The following is an 18,787-nucleotide window of genomic DNA, read 5'->3' as shown; positions in this document are numbered from 1 at the left end:
GCGCATGCGCAACACTGACCCCATCGACACCACAACGCGCCCCGACACCCACGACCACGGCCCGAGCCGGCTGCGGCCGTGGACCTTCGTGATCGCGTTCGGCGTGGTGAGCCTCCTCGCGGACATGGTCTACGAGGGCGCGCGCAGCATCATCGGCCCCTACCTCGCGACCCTTGGTGCGTCGGCGGCGGTCGTCGGACTCGTAGCCGGCGCAGGCGAATTCATCGGATACGGCCTCCGGGTCATCTCCGGGTATGCCGTGGGCCGCACTCAGCGCTACTGGACCTGGACGATCCTCGGTTACGCGCTCACCGTGCTGAGCGTGCCGCTGATCGGGGTGACCGGCGCCGTCATACCGGCCCTGCTGCTCTACGGCACCGAGCGCCTCGGCAAAGCGGTGCGGTCCCCCGCCAAGGACACCCTGCTGTCCTACGCGTCCGCCGGCACCGGACGGGGCAGCGCGTTCGGGGTCCACCAGGCGCTCGACCAGACCGGTGCCGTCGCCGGGCCGCTGTTACTGGCCGCTGTGCTCGCCTGGCGTGAGGGCGACTACCGGCTGGCCTTCGGCGTGCTGATCGTCCCCGGCCTCGCGGTGCTGGCGGTGCTCTTCTGGCTGCGGCGGCGCGTGCCCGACCCGACCGTCTACGAGGACGAGGCCCGCGGTGCGGAGCCGGCGAAGCCCGACACACCCCGTGACGGCAGCCGGCTGCCACGCCGCTTCTGGTCCTACACCGCACTGGTCGGGTTGCTCTCCTGCGGCGTCGCGTCCTTCCCGCTGCTGGCTTTCCACGCGCAGACGCAGGGCCTGCTGACCGACGCACAGGTGCCGCTGCTCTTCGCGGCCGCGATGGTCGTCGACGGTGCCACCGGCCCGATCGTGGGCCGGCTGTATGACGCGCGCGGCCCGATTGTGTTGCTCGCGGTGCCGATCGCGGCCGGCCTGTCCGCGATCGCTTTCACCGACAACGCCGTGCTCGTCTGGGTCGGCGTCGCGATCTGGGGCGTGGTCAACGGCGTGCTCGACTCGACGGTGAAGGCGGTGGTCACCGAGCTCGTCCCCACCACCCGGCGGGCGGTTGCTTTCGGCTGGCTCGCGCTCTTCCGCGGGGCCTCGCTGCTGGTCGCGGGCGGCGTGCTCGGCTTCCTCTACGACCGTGGCCGCGTCGCGCTCATCGTGGTGATCCTCGCCGCCAACCTGGTCGCGCTCATCGGACTTGCTCCGTTGTTGCGGCGGTTGCAACCTGCTCGATAGCACCGTCGCGCAGGTCCAACGCGACGTCGGTGATGAGATCCTCCTGACCGCCGACCAGCCCGCGACGCCCAACCTCGACGAGGATCGACCGGACGTCGACTCCATAACGCTGCGAGGCGGATTCGGCGTGCCGCAGGAAGCTCGAGTAGACCCCGGCATGGCCGAGCGTGAGCGTCTCCCGGTCCACCCGGACCGGACGCTGCTGCAGCGGTCGCACCAGGTCGTCGGCGGCATCCTGCAACGCGTGCAGGTCGGCGCGGTGCTGCCAGCCGTGCAGATCGGCAACCGCGACGAACGCCTCGATCGGACAGTTGCCCGCGCCAGCTCCGTGCCCGGCAAGGGATGCGTCGACCCGCGTCACGCCCTCCTCCACGGCGACCACCGAGTTGGCCACCGACAGCGACAGATTCTCGTGCGCGTGTATGCCGAGCTCGGTCGTGGGCTCGAGAGCATCGCGCAATGCACGCACCCGCTCGCGCACATCGCGCATCGTGAGCCTCCCGCCGGAGTCGGTCACATAGACGCAGTGCGCGCCGTAGGACTCCATGAGCGCGGCCTGACGCGCCAAGTTTGCAGCGTCGCTGAGATGGCTCATCATCAGGAAGCCCGACACGTCCATGCCGAGTTCCCTTGCCGCAGCGATGTGTTGGGCGGCCACGTCGGCTTCCGTGCAATGCGTCGCGACTCGCACCGAGCGGACACCTGCGTCATACGCCTGCCGAAGGTCGGCGACGGTGCCGATGCCGGGGAGCAGCAAGGTGGTCAGCCGGGCCCGCGAGAGTTGACCCGCCGCTGTTTCGATCCACCGTAGGTCGGCGTGCGAGCCCGGGCCGTAGGTGAGCGACCCACCGGCCAGGCCATCACCGTGCGCCACCTCGATGCCGTCGACCCCGGCGGCATCGAGCGCTGCGACGATCCGGGCGACGTCGTGCGGCTCCATCCGGTGTCGCACGGCGTGCATGCCGTCGCGCAGCGTGACGTCCTGGAGGAAGATCCGCGGTGCGGGTGCGTCGCTCATCGAGCCACCTCAGCGCGCTGTGCCGCGACCGCCATGCCCTCGCCGACTCGCAATGCGGCGGAGGTCATGATGTCGAGATTTCCGGCATACGCGGGCAGGTAGTACGCGGCACCCTCGACCTCGAGGAACACCGAAACCTGGTGCGTCGCAGCGATTCCGCCGGTCAAGGTAGTGATCGGCTGGTCGTCCGGAACGGGCACGATCTGCACCTGCTGCTTGAGCCGATAGCCGGGCACGTATGCCGCGACATCAGCCACCATCGCCTCCACCGAGCGGCGCATGCGGTCCAGCGCCGCCTCGTCTGCCGCCTCGACAAGCGCGAGCACGGTGTCGCGCATGATCAGAGGCGGCTCCGCCGGATTGAGCACGATGATCGCCTTCCCGCGCGCCGCCCCACCGACCTCCTCGATCGCGCGGGCGGTGGTCTCGGTGAACTCGTCGATGTTCGCGCGAGTGCCGGGGCCCGCGGACCGGGAAGCAATCGAGGCGACGATCTCGGCATACGGCGTCGGCACCGTCCTGCTGATCGCGGCAATGATGGGGATGGTCGCCTGGCCGCCGCAGGTCACCAGATTGACGTTGTCGGCGTGCCGGCGCTGCTCGAGGTTGACCGCGGGCACCACGAACGGCCCGATCGCCGCCGGGGTGAGGTCGACCAGTCGCTTCCCGTATGCCGCCAGCCGCGCGGCGTTGGACCGGTGGGCGGCGGCGGAGGTCGCGTCGAAGACGATATCGATGTCGTCGAAGCCGTCCAGCTCGATCAGACCCTCGACACCGCGCGCCGTCGTCGGGATGCCGAGACGACGTGCTCGCGCGAGCCCGTCGGACGCATCGTCGATGCCGACCATCGCCACGAGTTCGAGTACGGACGAGAGCCGAGTTATCTTGAACATCAAATCGATTCCGATGTTTCCCGGCCCGATGACGGCCACCTTGACCCGGTTCATGAGACCTCCTCGAACACTGCTGTCACCTCGTCGAACCCGGAGCTGCGCGCGGTCACCGACCCACCCGGCGGCACGGCGACCATCGGTCCGAGCGCGCCGGAGAGGATGACCTGACCGGCGAGCAGCGGGTCACCAAGCGCGGCTGCGGTGCGCGCCAGCCACTGCAGCGCGACCAGTGGGTCGCCGAGACACTCCACACCCGCGCCTTGTGACACGACCTCGTCGCCGACGGCCAATGTCATCGTGACGTCTTTCGGCTCGACCTCCGCAAGAGTGCGACGATCCCTGCCCAGCACGTACTTCGCGGACGAGGCGTTGTCGGCCACGGTGTCACCGAATGTGATGTCCCAGTTGAGGATTCGGGAGTCGACGATCTCCAGGGCCGCCACGGCATACTCCACCGCGGAACGCACCTGGTGGAGTGTCAGCTCACCGTCCGCGAGATCGTCCCCGAGCACGAAGGCGATCTCGGCCTCGACCTTCGGCGCGATGAGCCGGCCGGTGGGCACGACACCGTCGACGCACTCCATCTCGTCGAACAACACCCCGAAGTCGGGGCGATCGACACCCAGTTGCTTCTGCACCGAGGGCGAGGTCAGTCCGATCTTGCGGCCGGTCACGGTCGCTCCAGCGGCCTGACGGTCGATGGTCAACTGGTGCTGGACGGCATAGGCCGCGGTGATGTCGTCGGCTCCGATCAGATCGCGCACCGGCGCGCATGGCCTCGCGGTCTCGGCTGCGCCGGCGAGTCGTCGGGCGGCAGCGCGCACTGCTTCGGCCGTGTCGGGTGAGTGGTTCATCGATCGTCACCGTTCGTGGGTATCGGCTGGGCGAGGCGCGGGAACAGCCGCTCAGCGTTGGATCGGTCTATGGCAGAACGTGTTTGCGGTGTCAGGTCAGCCCGTTCGTGCTCCTGCCTCATGTATTTGACAGCGAGCTTCGGCGCGAACGGGAAATCGGAGCCGTAGAGCACCTTCGCCCGGTCGGCGACCGCGAGCAGGCTCGGATAGGTCGCCGGTGTCGAGGACAGCGCGACGTCGAACCAGAAGCGCTGGAACATCTCCATCCGGTGGGCGACGGCACGATTCCGGTCCAGGGCAAGCGCGGCGAGCTTCCACTTCGGCTCGGTGCGCAGCGTGGTGAGCAGGATGCGATGCGCGACGTAAGGGACGAAACCGCCGGCGTGCGCGAGGATCCAGCGGACGCGCCGATAGCGCTCCATCGCCCCGGAAAGGATCAGGCTGATCGCGGTGCGGGTGGTGTCCAGCAGGAAGTCGGCGGTGAACGACGGGATGCCCTCGACCGGATCACCGGGCAGCTCGCCGGGATGCACGAAGACGACCGCGCCGCGTTCGTCGAGCAGGCCGAGAAGCCGCTCGAACGCCGGATCGCCCAGGTAGCTGCCGCCGTTGTTCGCCAGCAGCACGATGCCGTCCGCGTGCAGCTCGTCCAGTGCGAAGTTGGCCTCGGCGATCGCGCCGTCGACGTCGGGCAGGGTGAGCGTCGCGAACATTCCGAAGCGGTCAGGTCGCTCTGCCACGACACCCGCGGCGTACTCGTTGACCCGGCGTGCCCACCGGCGAGCCTCGCCTGCGTCGCCGAACCACACACCGGGAGTGGACACCGAGAGAATCGCGGTGGCGATGCCGTTCGCGTCCATGAGCCGCAATGACTGCTGTGCAGACCATTCCGGCAAGGGGATGCCACCTGGCTGAATCCCCTTGTCGTGGAGCAGTTTCGCGTAGTCGGGTGGGATGACGTGGTGGTGGACGTCAATCCGGTTGCCCTGGCTCATCGTGCGACCTCCCCGTCATACAGCCGCAGCAGCTGGGGCGCGGGTGACGGCTGACCTTGTCGTATGACGCAGAAGACATACTTGTCCGGGCGCAACACGACCACCGACCCTTGCCTCGCACCGGCGCGCCGCAGCCACCGATGCAGACTGTCGTCCACCGTCTCCAGGTCGACAAGCTCCCCGGTGGGACGGTCGTCACCCGCGCTGCCCTGGGGACGGGTGCCCATCTCGAACAAGGCGACCGGGGTCGGTGACAGGTGTGCCCACTCCGCGACGTCGACCACATCGCGCGGGTCGACGCCGATGCCGACCAGTGTCCATCCGGCACCGACGGCGTCGTCGAAGCGAACTGGGCGGCCGGAGTAGGTGCGGACCGGCGGCTGAGGCATCAAGGCTCCCTCGACACCGCGCACACCCCGCGCCGCACTGAAGTAGGCACCCCGCTTGAAACGCGGCTTCGGCTTGATCTTGGCCTCGCCGATTACCTTGCGTAGCACCGGCATTCGGCTGCCACCGGCGATCCCCCAGTCGCGTGCCCGGATCGCCCACGGATTGTCGGTGCTGACGACATCCTTGTTGAACACCGAAAGCGCGATCATCCCCCGCGCGTGAGGGCGCCGCTCGGCCTCGTAACTGTCCAGCAACGCTGGGTCCGCCCCGCGCAGTATGACGTCGGCGAGCTTCCAGGAGAGGTTGTCGGCGTCGCGCAGACCGGAGTTCATCCCCTGCCCGATGAACTGCGGCGTCATGTGCGCGGCGTCACCGGCGAGCAGCATCCGACCGGACCGCCACTGAGTCGCGATGAGCGCGTTGAAGGTGTAGACGAGCCGACGGTCGATGATCACCTCATCCGGATCAACATGGCGCGACAGCAATTGCTTTGCCTTCTCGACAGTTTCGAAGTCAGCGGTCTCGTCACTGTCGTGCAGCATGAACTCGAAGCGGTGTCGCCCGTCGGGCTGCGGACAACTGACGGTCGGCAGCGCCGGGTCACACACGAAGTCGAAGTAGGGCAGATGCCGGAACGCGTCGACTCCGTCCCTCGCACGCAGATCGATGACCAGCCAGCGCTGCGGAAAGCTCTTGCCCTCCATCGAGATGCCCAGCTGCGTCCGCACCGTGCTGCGGCCTCCGTCGCATGCCACGACATACCGTGCGGTGCTGGATTCGACTGTGCCGTCGACGAGTTCGATCTCTCCTCGACCGTATGACGCTCCCGCACACGCTTGATGTGTCACCCGGACACCATGGGAGTCCTCGTCGACCTCCAGCACGGCCCGCCCACGCCGCACGGTCACTCCCGGCCGATCCGCGAGGGTCCGCTCCAGCGTGCCCTCGAAGGCCGGTTGGTAGAGGAAGTTGGAGGTGGGCCAGCCGTTGCGCCGGCTCGGGTCGTTGAACCGGGCGATGACCGAGCCGTCGGCGCGCACCCACTGCACGGGCAGGTCGACGGTCATGTCGGCGTGCAGCTCGTCGGCAAGGCCGGCATTCTGCATGATGCGCAGGCATTCGTCGTCGGTGTAGACCGCGCGCGCCATGCCGTAGAACTCCGGTTCGCGTTCGAGCACAAGCACTTTCACGCCACGCAAGCCGAGCAGGTGTGCCATCGTCAGTCCGGTCGGGCCGAGTCCGACGACGCAGACGTCGTAGTCGGGGTCGCTGATCACGTCGCTCATCGGCCCCTCCCCCAGGGTGTGACCAGTGCGGGGTCGTCGTGCCGCAACGAACCGACGGCATGGCCGAGCTGCGCGAGGCGCTGACCGACGGCGGCGCCGACCTGGGTGTGCCCCCAGATCGAGATCGAGTCGTAGGTGCGTGGCGCCCACTCCGCCTCGAGCTCCGGGGTGATGATGATCGGGTCCCAGCCCAGTTCCCACTCGAAGCCCGACGGCGTGACGCAGTAGAACGACAACTCGCGGTCGTTGCTGTGCTGCCCGACGCTCCACTGCATCCGGAAGCCGTGCTCGGTCACCCGGCCGTACGCCGCGAGCAGATCATCGAGCGACACCACCTGAGTGTTGAGGTGCTGGATCGAGGTGCGGATCGGGTTCAGCGGCAACCCGTTCAGCCCGGCGACCGCGACCGAGTGATGCCGCTCGTTCACCCGCAGGAAGCGGATCCGCAGCCCGAGCCCGGCGATGTTCTCCTGGATCCAGTCCGACAGCCGGGCGTCGAACACTGATGCATAGTAGGCGCGGACTTGCTCGGGGCGGCGCGCGGTGAGGGCGAGGTGCCCCATACCGGCTCCGCCGGTGACGAAGCCCGACTGGAGCATCCGCAACGGGTCAGCGGTCAGCTGTGCCCGAGTGAAGATCTCCGTCGCCATTCCGTTGGGTCCGGGAAAACGCCACAGCCGTTCGACCCCACGCAGGGCGCACTCGTGCGGGGTTCCCTCGACCACCGGAAGCCCCGCCTCGTGCACCCGGGCGAGGACGATGTCGAAGGTCTCGTGGTCGCCGATCAACCAGCCGGCGGCGGTGACGTCTTCGGCGGTGCCGCGCCGGATCAGGAATCGGCAGACGTGGTCGTCGAGTCTGAATCGCATGGTGTCCCTGTCGAGTTCGTCGACATGCAGACCGATCGCGTCGGCAGCGAACCGGCGCCAGTCGGCGAACCTGTCGGACTCGACGACGACATACCCGAGCTGGACTGCGCCGAAGACATCACGCCCGGCCGTCGCCCCGGTCACCGCTCGCCGCCGAGGAAGTCGACGGCCAGCCGATTGAACAGCTCCGGCGCCTCCCACTGCACCCAGTGCCCCACCTGGGACGCCAGGTAGGCGTCGCAGCGCGGCATCGTCCTGGCGAGGGTCGCCGCTCCGGACGGGCGGTTGATCTTGTCCTCGGTGCCCCACACGACGAGCGTCGGCACCTCGCAGGTCGCCAAGCGCTTGTCGCGAGTCAGGTCCATTCGCAGCAGGGTTCGCGGGGCATTGCGGCCGCTCGGCCGACGCAGCGGCGGGTTGGCAATCACCTCCGGGTCGAGGCTGTCCCGGTAGCGACCATCGATGACGTCGTCCGGCAGCGCGGAGTCATCGGCGACCAAGTAGGTGCGGATGAAGGTGTTCATCTTCTCCCAGGTCGGACCGTCACCGGAGTAGTAGGACAGCAGCGCGTTGAGCCCCTTCGTCGGAAGCGCACGGGTGGTACCGATCCCGCCGGGGCCGTTGAGCACCATCCGCTCGACGCGGTCCGGCCGATCGAGTGCCAGCCGCAGCGCGGCTGCCCCGCCATACGAGTTGCCGACGAGGTGCGCACGATCGATGTCGAGCTCGTCCAGCAGTCCGCGCACCGATGCCGCCAGATCTCCGAAGGGATCGTCCGCATCGATGTACTTCGCCGACCGGCCATAACCGGGCAGGTCAGGTATGACGAGAGAGAACCGGCCCGCGAGCGCATCGATGTTGGTCCGCCAGTTCGCGACCCCGCTCGCCCCGGGTCCACCTCCGTGCAGGAGTACGACGGCCGGGCCCGAGCCCATCGTTGCCACGAAGATGTCGCGGGCGCCGACCCGGATGGTGCGTTCAGCGAGCTCTGTCATGGTCTACCAATCTGATGGAATCATCATCTTTGTGAACTTGATGAGTTCATCAGATATTGATGGATGCGTCAAGATGGTCGCGCACGGGACCGGCGAACGAGGAGATCGAGATGACTGCGGCATCCCCTGCGCCGGACGATGCGCCCCGAGTGACCGGGCACAGCCGCCGCAAGGCGCGCACGCGAGCCGCGCTGCTCCGCGCCGGGCAGGAACTATTGATCGAAGGTCGTTCCGAGGTCAGCATCGAGGAGATCACTGGTAGGGCGCAGGTCGGCTTCGGGTCCTTCTTCAACCACTTCCCCGGCGGGAAGGATGAGCTCTTCCGCGAGTCGGTGATGACCCTGCTCGACGCCTACTCGGCGTGGATCGGTTCTGCCACAGAGGATTTGACGGATCCGGCGGAAATCTTCGCACGCAGCTTCCGGCTGACTGGACGCCTCGCGATGAGCGAACCGGAGCTCTTGGCCCCTCTGCTCGCGACCGGCACGCGCGTCCTCGCCGTGCGGCGAGGGCTGCGCGAACGAGCACTCGACGACATCAGCCGCGGCGTCTCCGAGGGCCGCTTCATTCAGCAGGACCCTGAGGTGTTGCTGATGACCGTCGGGGGCGTCCTGCTCGGCTTGGTGCAGCTGGTGTCCGACCCAGACTCGAAGGCCGAGGAAGCGGTCATCGACCAGGTGACGGCGTCCTCGTTGCGCCTGCTGGGACTGACCGCGGAGGAGGCGGAGGAGATCGTCACGCATCCCCTGCCGGACCTCGCCGCCCTGGAGCAGTGGTCCTGACCGTCTCAATGGCCGGGGACAGCAACCACCCATCGGCCGTCGTCGCTCAACCACCGATCCAGCATGAGACCGACCCGGGCCAGATCGGCATCGAGCTGCTCGTCGTCCAGCACCCGCGTGGTGTAGGTGTGTTCCCACCGCTGCCCGGCCAGGGTGTATGCCGCACGCACGGCCACCAGGTCGGCGCCGGCTGCCGGCCTCACCGCCACTTCACTGACGACGCCGCAACCCAAATCGATTGTCCCGCTTGCAGTTTCGACCCATTCGCGGGTGTAACGCTGCACGAGGACCACGCCGGTTGCGAGGACGTGCTCCCGGCAGGTCGCGAGCAGCGCGGCTCGCTTGTCGTCATCCGGCACGTTCACCAGATGGGAAGCGAGCAGCACCGCGTCGAACCGGCGCCCGAGTCGCAGGTCCTCGATCGTCGAATGCACCGTCGCAGCACCCTCGATCAGGTCCAGCATGTCGAGCGACTCGTCCACCGCGGTGACCGAATGCCCAGCAGCGACAAGCGGATGCGCGAGGCGGCCGGCGCCTGCCCCGAGATCCAGGACCGACCCCGCCGGCCGGATCGCCGACTCCAGAAGGGCCGGGATCTCGCCGGCAGGCAACGCCGTCCACAGGTCGATCGGGCAGCCGTCGGGCGTCATACGGCCTGGGCCGCGGCCAACGACGTGCGAATGCCGGACGCTCATGCAAACGAGCCTAACCACGTGCGCCAAGCTGGAGTCGTGCCAGCATTGGATGATGAGTGGGCGACCCACCGGCCCGCGGTATTCGGCGTCGCCTACCGCCTGCTCGGCAGCGTGGCCGACGCCGAGGACATAACGCAGGACGTCTGGCTGCGCGCCAACGGCGCCGACCTGTCCGACGTCGCCGACCTGCGCGCGTGGCTGGTGACGGTGGCGGCTCGTCGTTCCTACGACATCCTGAAGAGCGCCAGAGTGCGCCGAGAGTCGTATGTCGGCCCCTGGCTGCCCGAGCCTTTGCTGACCGGTCCCGACGCATCAGGACCGGTGCTGGTCGACGAGTCGGTGACGGCAGCGATGCTGCTGGTGATGGAGCAGCTCACTCCGCCAGAACGCGTCGCCTTCGTATTGCACGATGTTTTCGACCTCGAGTTTTCAGCGATCGCAGCCATTTTGGAGGTGTCCACCGCGACCGCACGACAGTACGCGTCCCGAGCCCGACGCCGCATCGATGCCGAACGGCCCGCCGCGGAGGTCTCTCCCGCGCAACGCGAGCGCTTGCTACGGACGTTCCGGGCGGCGTACGAGGACGGCGACCTGGCCGGGCTGGTGCGGCTCCTGCATCCAGAGGTCGCCTACGTCACCGACGGCGGCGGCCGGGTGTTCGCGGCGCAAAAGAGCATCCATGGCGGGGAGCGCGTCGGCGAGGTCATGGTGCGCGTCGGCCGGCAGTGGCGGCCAGACCGCATCGACCTGGTCGAGGTCGGCGGCGAACTCGCGCTGATCTTCCACCGGGACGGCGCGATCTACTCGGTCGACACGGTGCAACTCGACGACGGACTGATCACCGCCTACCGCCGCGTCATCAACCCGGAGAAACTCACCCACCTGTGAATGTCACACCGGCGCAGGCTGTCTCGTCTCCCTAACGCCACCGACGACGGGAGACCCCATGCAAGCCATCACCGTGACCGACCAGGCAGCCGGAGCCGCAGGACTGTCACTGACCGACCTGCCGCACCCCCACGCCGCCGAGAACGACGTCATCGTCCAGGTGTATGCCGCAGGCTTCACCCCGGGCGAGCTCGCGTGGCCGGGCACCTGGACCGACCGAGCCGGCCGCGACCGCACCCCCAGCGTGCCCGGACACGAGCTGTCCGGCGTGGTCGTCGAACTCGGTTACGGCACAACCGGTTTGACCGTCGGTCAGCGCGTATTCGGGCTCACCGACTGGACCCGCAACGGCTCGCTCGCCGAGTATGCGGCGGTCGAGGCGCGCAATCTCGCACCGTTGCCCTGGGAGGTCGACGGCGTTGCCGCCGCCGCGATGCCGGTGTCCGGGCTCACTGCCTGGCAGGGCCTCTTCGACCACGGCCACCTGCAAGCCGGGCAGACCGTGCTCGTGCACGGGGCGGCCGGAGGCGTCGGCTCGATGGTCGTCCAGCTGGCGAAGGAGATCGGCGCGCGGGTCATCGGCACCGGACGTGCCGCCGACGCCGCCCGGGCGTCCGAGCTCGGCGTCGACGTCTTCGTCGACCTGGCCACCGACGAGCTCGAGCAGGCCGGCCAGGCCGACGTGGTCTTCGACGTCATCGGCGGCGAGGTGTTCGACCGCTCGCTCGACCGGGTCCGGCCCGGCGGCACGCTCGTCACCATCGCCGGGCCGCCACCGGCCCAGCCGGTCGACGGACGTGCGGTGTTCTTCGTCGTCGAGCCCAACCGCGCGCAACTGAGCGAACTCGCTGCCCGGTTGCGCGACGGACGCCTCACGCCGAAGATCGGCTCGGTGCGACCACTCGCCGACACGCCGGCGGCGTTCGCGCCGGGCGCACGGTCCTCGGGCAAGACGATCATCAAGGTCGCTCGGGATTGACCTGCGTCAGAGCACGGGAACGCTGCCACGGCCAGGTCATCAGCGCCCAAAGCACCAACAACACCAACGCCTCGACCGCGAGATAGGTCGGCCACGGACCCATGTAGTCCAGCACCGACCCCGAGTCGGGCTTGCGGTTGAGGAAGCCGAAGTTGGTGCCCGCCAGCGCGTTGAAGATCATCGCGAGAGCCGCCCAGGCGACGGTCGCGAGCAGCGCGCACCGATAGTCCCGCCACGTCGGGCGCATCCGCCGACCCCACGCCAGGTAGATCGCGGTCCACACCAGGAAGAGGTGCAGCAGGAAGAAGCTGAAAAAGGTGCTGTCCGGGAAGTCACCGCTATCGAGGTCGGGGGTGATCAGCGCCTGCGATCCGAGCACGAGCGCCCAGAAGTAGGTCAGCCCGAACGCCCAGTGCCGACCCGACCAAAGCGCATACGCCGCAACGATTTCCGAGACATCACTCAGCTGCAGCGGAAGCTCCGACAGCGTCGCCCGCTGCATCAGCTTGTCGACCGTGCCGGCCACGAAGGTCACCGCGAAGACAATCGCAGCGGCCCGCGAGAACCCGCGGGCCTGCTGCTGCGACTGATTCCTGCCGAGCCACACCAACCCGACTGCGCCCACCACAAAGATCGCGAGCACGACAAGATGAGACGTGCCGAAGGTTGCGAACTCGCGCTGCGTCATACCGACAGCTTCGGTCATCGACGATGAGTTTCCCAGCAACCCGGACTCATCAGGTATGACGCCGGCCCGCGCACGTAGCATCCGGTCGCCTGCGTCCGTGCACGCTCAGGAGTCGTGGTTCAGCTACCACCCAACACGTCGACCAGGAATCGCGCGAGATCCCTTTGCAGCTCGCGGGATTCGTCGAGCACAGCATCCATCAGGTAGAACCCGTGGATTGCACCGTCGTAACGCTTGGCGGTGACCGGCACCCCCGCACGTCGCAACTTCGCGGCGTAGCTCTCACCCTCGTCGCGCAACACGTCATACCCCGCAGTGGCGACGAATGTCGCCGGCCAGACCGAGAAGTCCGCGGCCCGCAACGGCGACACCCGCGGATCGTCGGCCAGGTCCTCGTCCACATAGTGCTCCCAGAACCACTTCATGTCAGCAGCGTCCAGCCCATACCCACTGGCGAATTCCAGGTAGGAGCCGCTCTCGCACAGTCTGTCGAGCGGTGGGTATATCAGGGCCTGGGCGGCGATCGGCACGCCAGCCGCCCGCAGCTCGGCGGTTGCTGCAGCGGCAAGGTTGCCACCGGCGCTGTCCCCGATCACGGCGATCCGAGTGGGGTCCACCCCAAGCTCCGCTGCGTTGTCATGCACCCACCGAATCGCTGCGACGCAGTCATCGAGCGGCGTGGGAAATCGGTGCTCGGGCGCCTTTTGGTAGTTGACCGTGACGACTGCAAAGCCGGTGTCTCGTGCCAAGACCGCGGCCGGCTCGTCGACCAGGTCGATGTTTCCGATCACCCAGCCACTGCCATGCAGCACGATGACCGCAGGCGCCGGCAACGGGGCCTTTCGCGCACGCATGATGCGCACCGGCAGGTCCGCGGTCGGGCCGACGACAAAGCGGTGCTCGACCTCCACGCCTTCTGGTGACGGACGCTGCATGTCGAGATAGCCGAGGACGGCGAGCCGCGCTTCCGGGACGGTCATCGCGGCAACTCCGGGGGCCCCGGTGGTCTCCGCCAGATGCGCCGCAGCTTGTGGATGCAAGGTCATTGAACTTCTCCATGGTTGGTGGTGAATGCCAGGACAGTTCCGATCAGAGCCATTCCGGCTCCGACGAAGATCGGTGATCGCCAACCGAGGCCGATGGTGATGGCCAGGCCTCCCAGGGCCGAACCGATCGCGTTGCCGAGGTTGAAGGCGGCGATGTTGGCTGCCGACGCGAGAGTCGGCGCGTCCCCTGCGAAGCGCATCACCCGCACCTGCAGCGCGGGCGTGGTGGCGAATCCGACCAACCCGATGACGACCAGCAGCACCGCGACAGGTGCCTTCCAGGACGCGACGCAGCCATAGCCGAACAACGCGACCGGCAGGAGGACCGCAAGGACGCGCAGACTCGCGGCGAGGTCCTTGTCCGCGGCGCGGCCGCCGACGACATTGCCCACGAACAGGCCGACACCGAACGCGATCAGCAGCCACGGGACGGCCGATGCCGGGTATCCCGTCACGTTCGTCACCAGTGGTTCGACGTAGATGAACGCGCCGAACAGGCCACCGAAGAGCAGCATTGTCAACCCCATCGAGACGATCACCTGCGGCCGCCGCAGCACGGCGTACTGCGCTTTGGTTTGCTGCGCAGGAGGAGCCGGTAGTGCCGGCACGAGCGTCCTGACACCGGCCATGGCAAGCACCCCGATGGCAGCAATGATCCAGAACGCCACTCGCCAGCCGAGTTGCTGGCCGATGAAGGTGCCGAACGGCACGCCGAGAACGTTGGACAGAGTCAGGCCCCCGAACATCACGGCCAGCGCACTCGCCCTGCGATGTGCCGGCACCAAGTCAACAGCCACGACCGCGCCGATCCCGAAGAATCCGCCGTGGCACAGCGCTGTGATCATCCGACCGGCAACGGCAACAACGAAATTCGGAGACAACGCGGTCAATGCGTTACCGAGCACAAAGAGTGCCAACAAGACAAGAAGGGCAGTTCTGGGCTGCCGGCGCGCCAGGAACGCAGTCACCGTGAACGCACCGACGACGACCGCAAGGGCGTAACCCCAGATGAGTGCGCCGGCGGCCGGCACCGTCACTCGCAGATCGGCCGCGACACTCGACAGTAGGCCGGAGATGACGAACTCCGTGAGTCCGATCCCGAAACCGCCGAGGGCCAGTGCATAGAGTCCGCCGCTGAGGCCCCGGCTGGACGTGCTCGACGGCGAGACTGTTACCGGACAGTCGTTTTCGGGCAGGGTAGAGCTAGGCATGACGATTCTCCTCGGAGCTGAGCGTGCCGCCAGATCGGCGCACGGTGGCGAGTGGCCTGTTTGCCGGTTACTCGGTGATGGAACTGCTCGCGAGTAGCCGCATGGCGGCATCGCTGGGTGATCCGGGCACGGCATGGTGCAGCAGCAAGCGGTGACCGTCGTTCTCGGGCAGGTGCAGGACCTCAAAGGTCAGGTCGAGTGGCCCGACGTCCGGGTGGTGGAACAGTTTCGTGCCGTGAGTGCAAAGCTCAACCGGATGCTCTGCCCAGATGCGGGCGAAATCCGCACTCGCGAGGCAGAGTTCGCCGACCAGTCGGGAAAGTCTCACGTCCCCGGCGAACGTGCCGGAGACGTACCGCAGGGAGGCCACCGCAAGGTGCGCCTCGAACTCCCACTGCCGGTGCAGCGACCGAGCGTGCTCCTCGAGAAACATCATCGCGACCTTGTTTGGGGGCGTCTCGCCATACGGTGCGGTGGCCGGCAGGTGCGGCGCAAGCAGAGCATGACCGAGCCGGTTCCAGGCAACGATGTCTTGCATGGGCGACAGGGCGATCGCCGCGATGTCGGGCATTCGGTCGAGTAGCACCGTGATGTCACCACGCAACCGGGGGCCGGCCGACGGGCCGCCCGCGGAGTCGGCCGCCAGGCGGTGCAGGTGTGCCCGCTCGGTGTCGCTCAGTCGCAGTGCACGGGCGAGGGCATCCAGCACCTGGGTCGAGGGATTGGAGGCAGCACCCTGCTCCAATCGCGTGTAGTACGTGAGTGATACGCCGGCAGCCTCGGCAAGCTCTTCTCGACGCAGCCCCGGCACGCGACGCTCACCGTAGACCGCTTCTCGGCCAAGGCCCGCCGCCTCTGGACTGACCGCGGCACGACGGCTGCGCAGAAACTCGGACAAGGCCGGGTAGCCCTGCGCAGGGGACTGGAGGTTGCCTGTCATGTCCGCCATCCTGCTACGCCGTCGCCGGTCGTACCTGTCCCTGCGAGTGCCACCCGTGTCCGCTGGCCGGACCACCAAGGCGGCCCCAATGTTGCAATATGCAATACTTGCAGTATGCAAGGCACCACTACGGCCGACACCCTCCAGCGGCTGACCCGGCAATTCCTCGCGGTCGCCACCCACAGCGTCGACGACGCCGCCGAGCTGACACTCCCGCAGATGCGCCTGCTCTTCGCAGTCGAGGAGCACCCGGGAGCGTCCTGCGCAGAGCTCGCGCGCGCACTCGCCGTGGCCGGCTCGACGGTGACCCGGGTCGCAGACCGCCTGGTCGACACCGGTCATCTACGTCGGTCGCACGGCGACCGCGGACGAGTCATCGTCGAGCTCGAACTGACCGACAAGGGCACGGCCGCAATCGATGACGTCGTGGCCTGGCGCAGCCGGTTCTTTGCCGACCTGGTGGCCGACCTGGACAACGACCCGGCTGCCGTGCGTGCGCTCACCACCGTGAGCGCTGCGCTCGACGCCGCATTGAGCACCGAGGTCACCCGGTGAAGCCGCAGCCTCGCCAGCGACCTCTCGGCGACTTCGCCATCACACCGGCGATGCTGCGCATCGCCTTCTTGGCCATACCTGTTGGCATGCTCGGCGCAGTCGCGGCATACCTGCTGCTGAAGCTGATCGGCCTGACCACCAACCTGGTCTTCTACGCGCGCTGGTCGACCGACCTCGTCGCCCCCGGTTCCCAGCACCACCCCTGGTGGCTCGTGCTCGGAGCACCCATCGTCGGCGGGCTGGTCATTGGCGTGATGGCCCGCTTCGGCTCGGACAAGATCCGCGGTCACGGCATGCCCGAGGCGATCGAGGCAATCCTCACCGGTGGCAGCAAGGTGCAGCCGAAAGTCGCTGTACTCAAACCGGTTTCGGCGGCAATCAGCATCGGCACCGGTGGACCGTTCGGAGCCGAGGGCCCGATCATCATGACGGGCGGGGCCATCGGCTCGATCCTCTCGCAGCACTTGCACCTCAGTGCCGACGAGCGCAAGACGCTGCTCGTCTCGGGTGCCGCGGCGGGCATGGCGGCGACCTTCAACACCCCACTTGCCGCAGTGCTGCTGGCGGTGGAACTCCTTCTCTTCGAATGGCGCCCGCGAAGTTTCGTCCCGGTCGGCGTCGCGGTGACAGTGGCCACGCTGCTGCGCGCGCCGATGCTGGGCAGCAACCCGATCTTCCCGGTGACCGCGACGGCACACATCCCGGCCGAAGCCACCCTGCTCGCCGCAGTCGTCGGCCTCACCGGCGGACTGCTCGCGATCGGGGTGACCTGGCTGGTCTACCGCTCGGAGGACGCCTTCGCCCGCCTGCCGATCCACTGGATGTGGTGGCCGGCGATCGGCGGTCTCATCATCGGCCTCGGCGGCCTGGTCGAACCGCGCGCGCTCGGTGTCGGATACGACGTGATCGACCAGCTTCTCACCGGGCAGGCCGGCCTGTCGCTCATTGCCGGCATCCTCGTGATCAAGACGCTGATCTGGGCGCTGTCGCTCGGCTCCGGCACAAGCGGCGGCGTACTCGCCCCCATCTTCATGATCGGCGGCGCCCTCGGCGCGCTGGAGGGACAGCTGCTGCCGCATGTCTTTCCCGGCTTCTGGGCGATGCTCGGCCTGGCCGCGGTCGTCGGCGGAGTAATGCGCTCGCCGCTGACCGGTGTCGTCTTCACCATGGAGCTCACCCACGCCTGGAGCGCGGCGCTGCCGTTGTTCGTCGCCTCGGTCGTCGCCTACGCGGCCTCCACGTTGCTGCTTCGCCGCTCGATCCTGACCGAGAAGATCGCCCGCCGCGGCCTGCACCTCACCCGCGACTACTCGACGGACCCGCTGGAGACGTTCTTCGTCCGCGAGGTCGCCGAGCTCGGACCGCAGCCCGCCGCCACCGCGAAAGCCCTACTGGCACAGGGAGGTCCGGCGCTCGAAGGATCGGCAACCGTGCGACACGCGGCATTCGTCTTCGCGACCGCCGACGGTGACCTGTGCGCAGTCCTCGAGGACGGCGAGCCGGTGGGCGTGCTCACCATGCGGGCGTTGCTCGTGCCCCGGCTGCACGACATCACCGAGGAGCAGGTGCGCGAGCGCCACCTGGGTCCGCGTCGCCGCCCCGCGGCGGTATGACGGGGGTCGCTCCCGGCATACGAAACGGCACCGGGCGCCGGCGATCCCTCGAGGATCGCCGGCGCCCGGTGCGCAGCGCAGCTAGCTCACATGCCCTTGGAGTTGAGGTACTGCTGCAGGGCCATGACCGTGCGCGCGTTGAAGTGCGATGCGCCGTCCCGCGGGATGCCCAGGTAACGCTGCATCGCCGCCGTGGTGATCGGGCCGATGATGCCGTCCTGGTTGACGCCGAGCCGGGCCTGCAGTGCGATGACCGTGCGCGCGCCCAAGTAGTTGGCGCCGTCCTGCCGGATGCCGAGCCAGTGCTGGGTCGAGCGGGTGGTCAGCGGGCCGACGATGCCATCGATCACGAGCGCGCGGTTGTCACTACGCGAGGTCGGCGGCTGCGGCTTCGGGGCCGGCGCCGGACCGCCGCCTCCGCCACCGACCTGGACCGCCAAGCCGTTGGCGCGGGTGAGACCGGCACGCTTGGAGCAGACCGGCCACGCGCCGGGGCCCTGCACGGCAAGCGTCTTCTGGGCGATGAGGATCTGCTGCTCACGCGTGGCGTACTGCGCGCTCGAGGCGTACTGCCCGCCACCGAAGCCGAGCCAGGTCTGCTTGGTGAACTGCAGACCGCCGTAGAAGCCGTTGCCGGTGTTGATCGACCAGTTGTTGCCGGACTCGCAGGTTGCGACCCGGTCCCAGACGTTCCAGGGGGTCTCGGCCTTCGCGTGGGACGCGGTGGCGAGGCCGGTGCCGACCGTGGCGCTCGACGCCATCACGACACCCATCGCGCGGCGACCCGCGGTGAACGGGCGCGCGACCTTGTGACGAGGTTGGTACGACAAGATCAAAG

Annotated in this window: 19 protein-coding genes; 6 read left to right on the top strand and 13 right to left on the bottom strand. The window is 68.1% G+C overall.

Annotated elements, in window-relative coordinates; translation table 11 throughout:
* The first annotated feature begins 4 nt into the window (after positions 1–4).
* Positions 5–1,252, top strand: coding sequence for an MFS transporter (locus N2M23_RS04440; RefSeq protein WP_265443589.1), 1,248 nt, complete (start codon positions 5–7; stop codon positions 1,250–1,252).
* Here N2M23_RS04440 and dmpG read toward each other — a convergent pair.
* Genes dmpG through N2M23_RS04405 form a run of 7 tightly spaced genes read right to left on the bottom strand, consistent with a single transcriptional unit; the run spans position 1,206 to position 8,552 of the window.
* Entirely contained in the window at positions 1,206–2,270 is a 1,065-nt protein-coding gene (gene dmpG / locus N2M23_RS04435) for a 4-hydroxy-2-oxovalerate aldolase (RefSeq protein WP_265443587.1), read from the bottom strand. The two genes, N2M23_RS04440 and dmpG, sit on opposite strands and share 47 nt — an antisense overlap.
* Complete coding sequence (locus N2M23_RS04430) at positions 2,267–3,217, bottom strand: acetaldehyde dehydrogenase (acetylating) (RefSeq protein WP_265443585.1); 951 nt, start codon at positions 3,215–3,217, stop codon at positions 2,267–2,269. Before N2M23_RS04430 ends, dmpG begins: the two co-directional genes overlap by 4 nt.
* On the bottom strand, positions 3,214–4,017 hold the full coding sequence (locus N2M23_RS04425; protein WP_265443583.1) for a 2-keto-4-pentenoate hydratase: 804 nt from the start codon (positions 4,015–4,017) through the stop codon (positions 3,214–3,216). Before N2M23_RS04425 ends, N2M23_RS04430 begins: the two co-directional genes overlap by 4 nt.
* Complete coding sequence (locus N2M23_RS04420; RefSeq protein ID WP_265443581.1) at positions 4,014–5,012, bottom strand: amidohydrolase family protein; 999 nt, start codon at positions 5,010–5,012, stop codon at positions 4,014–4,016. Before N2M23_RS04420 ends, N2M23_RS04425 begins: the two co-directional genes overlap by 4 nt.
* Complete coding sequence (mhpA, locus tag N2M23_RS04415; protein ID WP_265443580.1) at positions 5,009–6,688, bottom strand: bifunctional 3-(3-hydroxy-phenyl)propionate/3-hydroxycinnamic acid hydroxylase MhpA; 1,680 nt, start codon at positions 6,686–6,688, stop codon at positions 5,009–5,011. The genes N2M23_RS04420 and mhpA overlap by 4 nt, the downstream gene beginning before the upstream one ends.
* Entirely contained in the window at positions 6,685–7,701 is a 1,017-nt protein-coding gene (locus tag N2M23_RS20905; protein WP_265443578.1) for a VOC family protein, read from the bottom strand. The genes mhpA and N2M23_RS20905 overlap by 4 nt, the downstream gene beginning before the upstream one ends.
* On the bottom strand, positions 7,698–8,552 hold the full coding sequence (locus N2M23_RS04405; protein ID WP_265443577.1) for an alpha/beta fold hydrolase: 855 nt from the start codon (positions 8,550–8,552) through the stop codon (positions 7,698–7,700). The genes N2M23_RS20905 and N2M23_RS04405 overlap by 4 nt, the downstream gene beginning before the upstream one ends.
* A gap of 110 nt (positions 8,553–8,662) precedes the next feature.
* Between N2M23_RS04405 and N2M23_RS04400 the strand changes: the two genes are divergently transcribed.
* The gene (locus N2M23_RS04400; protein ID WP_265443576.1) at positions 8,663–9,334 is read left to right on the top strand and encodes a TetR/AcrR family transcriptional regulator; all 672 of its coding nucleotides are present in this window, start codon (positions 8,663–8,665) and stop codon (positions 9,332–9,334) included.
* 5 nt (positions 9,335–9,339) lie between these two features.
* Here N2M23_RS04400 and N2M23_RS04395 read toward each other — a convergent pair whose 3' ends face one another.
* On the bottom strand, positions 9,340–10,029 hold the full coding sequence (locus tag N2M23_RS04395; RefSeq protein WP_265443575.1) for a class I SAM-dependent methyltransferase: 690 nt from the start codon (positions 10,027–10,029) through the stop codon (positions 9,340–9,342).
* Between the two features lie 36 nt (positions 10,030–10,065).
* Between N2M23_RS04395 and sigJ the strand changes: the two genes are divergently transcribed.
* Entirely contained in the window at positions 10,066–10,917 is an 852-nt protein-coding gene (gene sigJ / locus N2M23_RS04390) for an RNA polymerase sigma factor SigJ (RefSeq protein WP_265443573.1), read from the top strand.
* Between the two features lie 58 nt (positions 10,918–10,975).
* Positions 10,976–11,896, top strand: a complete 921-nt coding sequence (locus N2M23_RS04385) for an NADP-dependent oxidoreductase (RefSeq protein WP_265443571.1) — start codon at positions 10,976–10,978, stop codon at positions 11,894–11,896.
* Here the strand turns inward: N2M23_RS04385 and N2M23_RS04380 are convergent.
* The 4 genes from N2M23_RS04380 to N2M23_RS04365 form a co-directional block, all read right to left on the bottom strand.
* A complete protein-coding gene (locus tag N2M23_RS04380) occupies positions 11,877–12,602 on the bottom strand; it encodes a YwaF family protein (RefSeq protein WP_265443570.1) in 726 nt (241 codons plus the stop codon). The two genes, N2M23_RS04385 and N2M23_RS04380, sit on opposite strands and share 20 nt — an antisense overlap.
* Before the next feature lie 101 nt (positions 12,603–12,703).
* Positions 12,704–13,630 carry an alpha/beta hydrolase gene (locus N2M23_RS04375; RefSeq protein WP_265443569.1) on the bottom strand — a complete coding sequence of 309 codons (927 nt, stop codon included), beginning with the start codon at positions 13,628–13,630 and terminating at the stop codon, positions 12,704–12,706.
* Entirely contained in the window at positions 13,627–14,841 is a 1,215-nt protein-coding gene (locus tag N2M23_RS04370) for an MFS transporter (protein ID WP_265443568.1), read from the bottom strand. Before N2M23_RS04370 ends, N2M23_RS04375 begins: the two co-directional genes overlap by 4 nt.
* A gap of 67 nt (positions 14,842–14,908) precedes the next feature.
* Positions 14,909–15,781 carry a helix-turn-helix transcriptional regulator gene (locus N2M23_RS04365; RefSeq protein WP_265443567.1) on the bottom strand — a complete coding sequence of 291 codons (873 nt, stop codon included), beginning with the start codon at positions 15,779–15,781 and terminating at the stop codon, positions 14,909–14,911.
* Between the two features lie 114 nt (positions 15,782–15,895).
* On the opposite strand from N2M23_RS04365, the gene N2M23_RS04360 reads away from it, so the two are divergent.
* Positions 15,896–16,336 (top strand): MarR family transcriptional regulator, encoded by a 441-nt coding sequence (locus tag N2M23_RS04360; protein WP_265443565.1) that lies wholly within the window; start codon positions 15,896–15,898, stop codon positions 16,334–16,336.
* Positions 16,333–17,949 carry a chloride channel protein gene (locus N2M23_RS04355; protein WP_265443564.1) on the top strand — a complete coding sequence of 539 codons (1,617 nt, stop codon included), beginning with the start codon at positions 16,333–16,335 and terminating at the stop codon, positions 17,947–17,949. Before N2M23_RS04360 ends, N2M23_RS04355 begins: the two co-directional genes overlap by 4 nt.
* Before the next feature lie 86 nt (positions 17,950–18,035).
* On the opposite strand, the gene N2M23_RS20605 is transcribed toward N2M23_RS04355, so the two are convergent.
* Positions 18,036–18,779, bottom strand: a complete 744-nt coding sequence (locus tag N2M23_RS20605; protein ID WP_279671417.1) for a transglycosylase family protein — start codon at positions 18,777–18,779, stop codon at positions 18,036–18,038.
* Between the last annotated feature and the right edge of the window lie 8 nt (positions 18,780–18,787).

This window comes from Flexivirga meconopsidis (assembly GCF_026162425.1).
Classification (GTDB): Bacteria; Actinomycetota; Actinomycetes; order Actinomycetales; family Dermatophilaceae; genus Flexivirga; species Flexivirga meconopsidis.
This window is presented reverse-complemented; position numbering and strand designations above follow the sequence as displayed.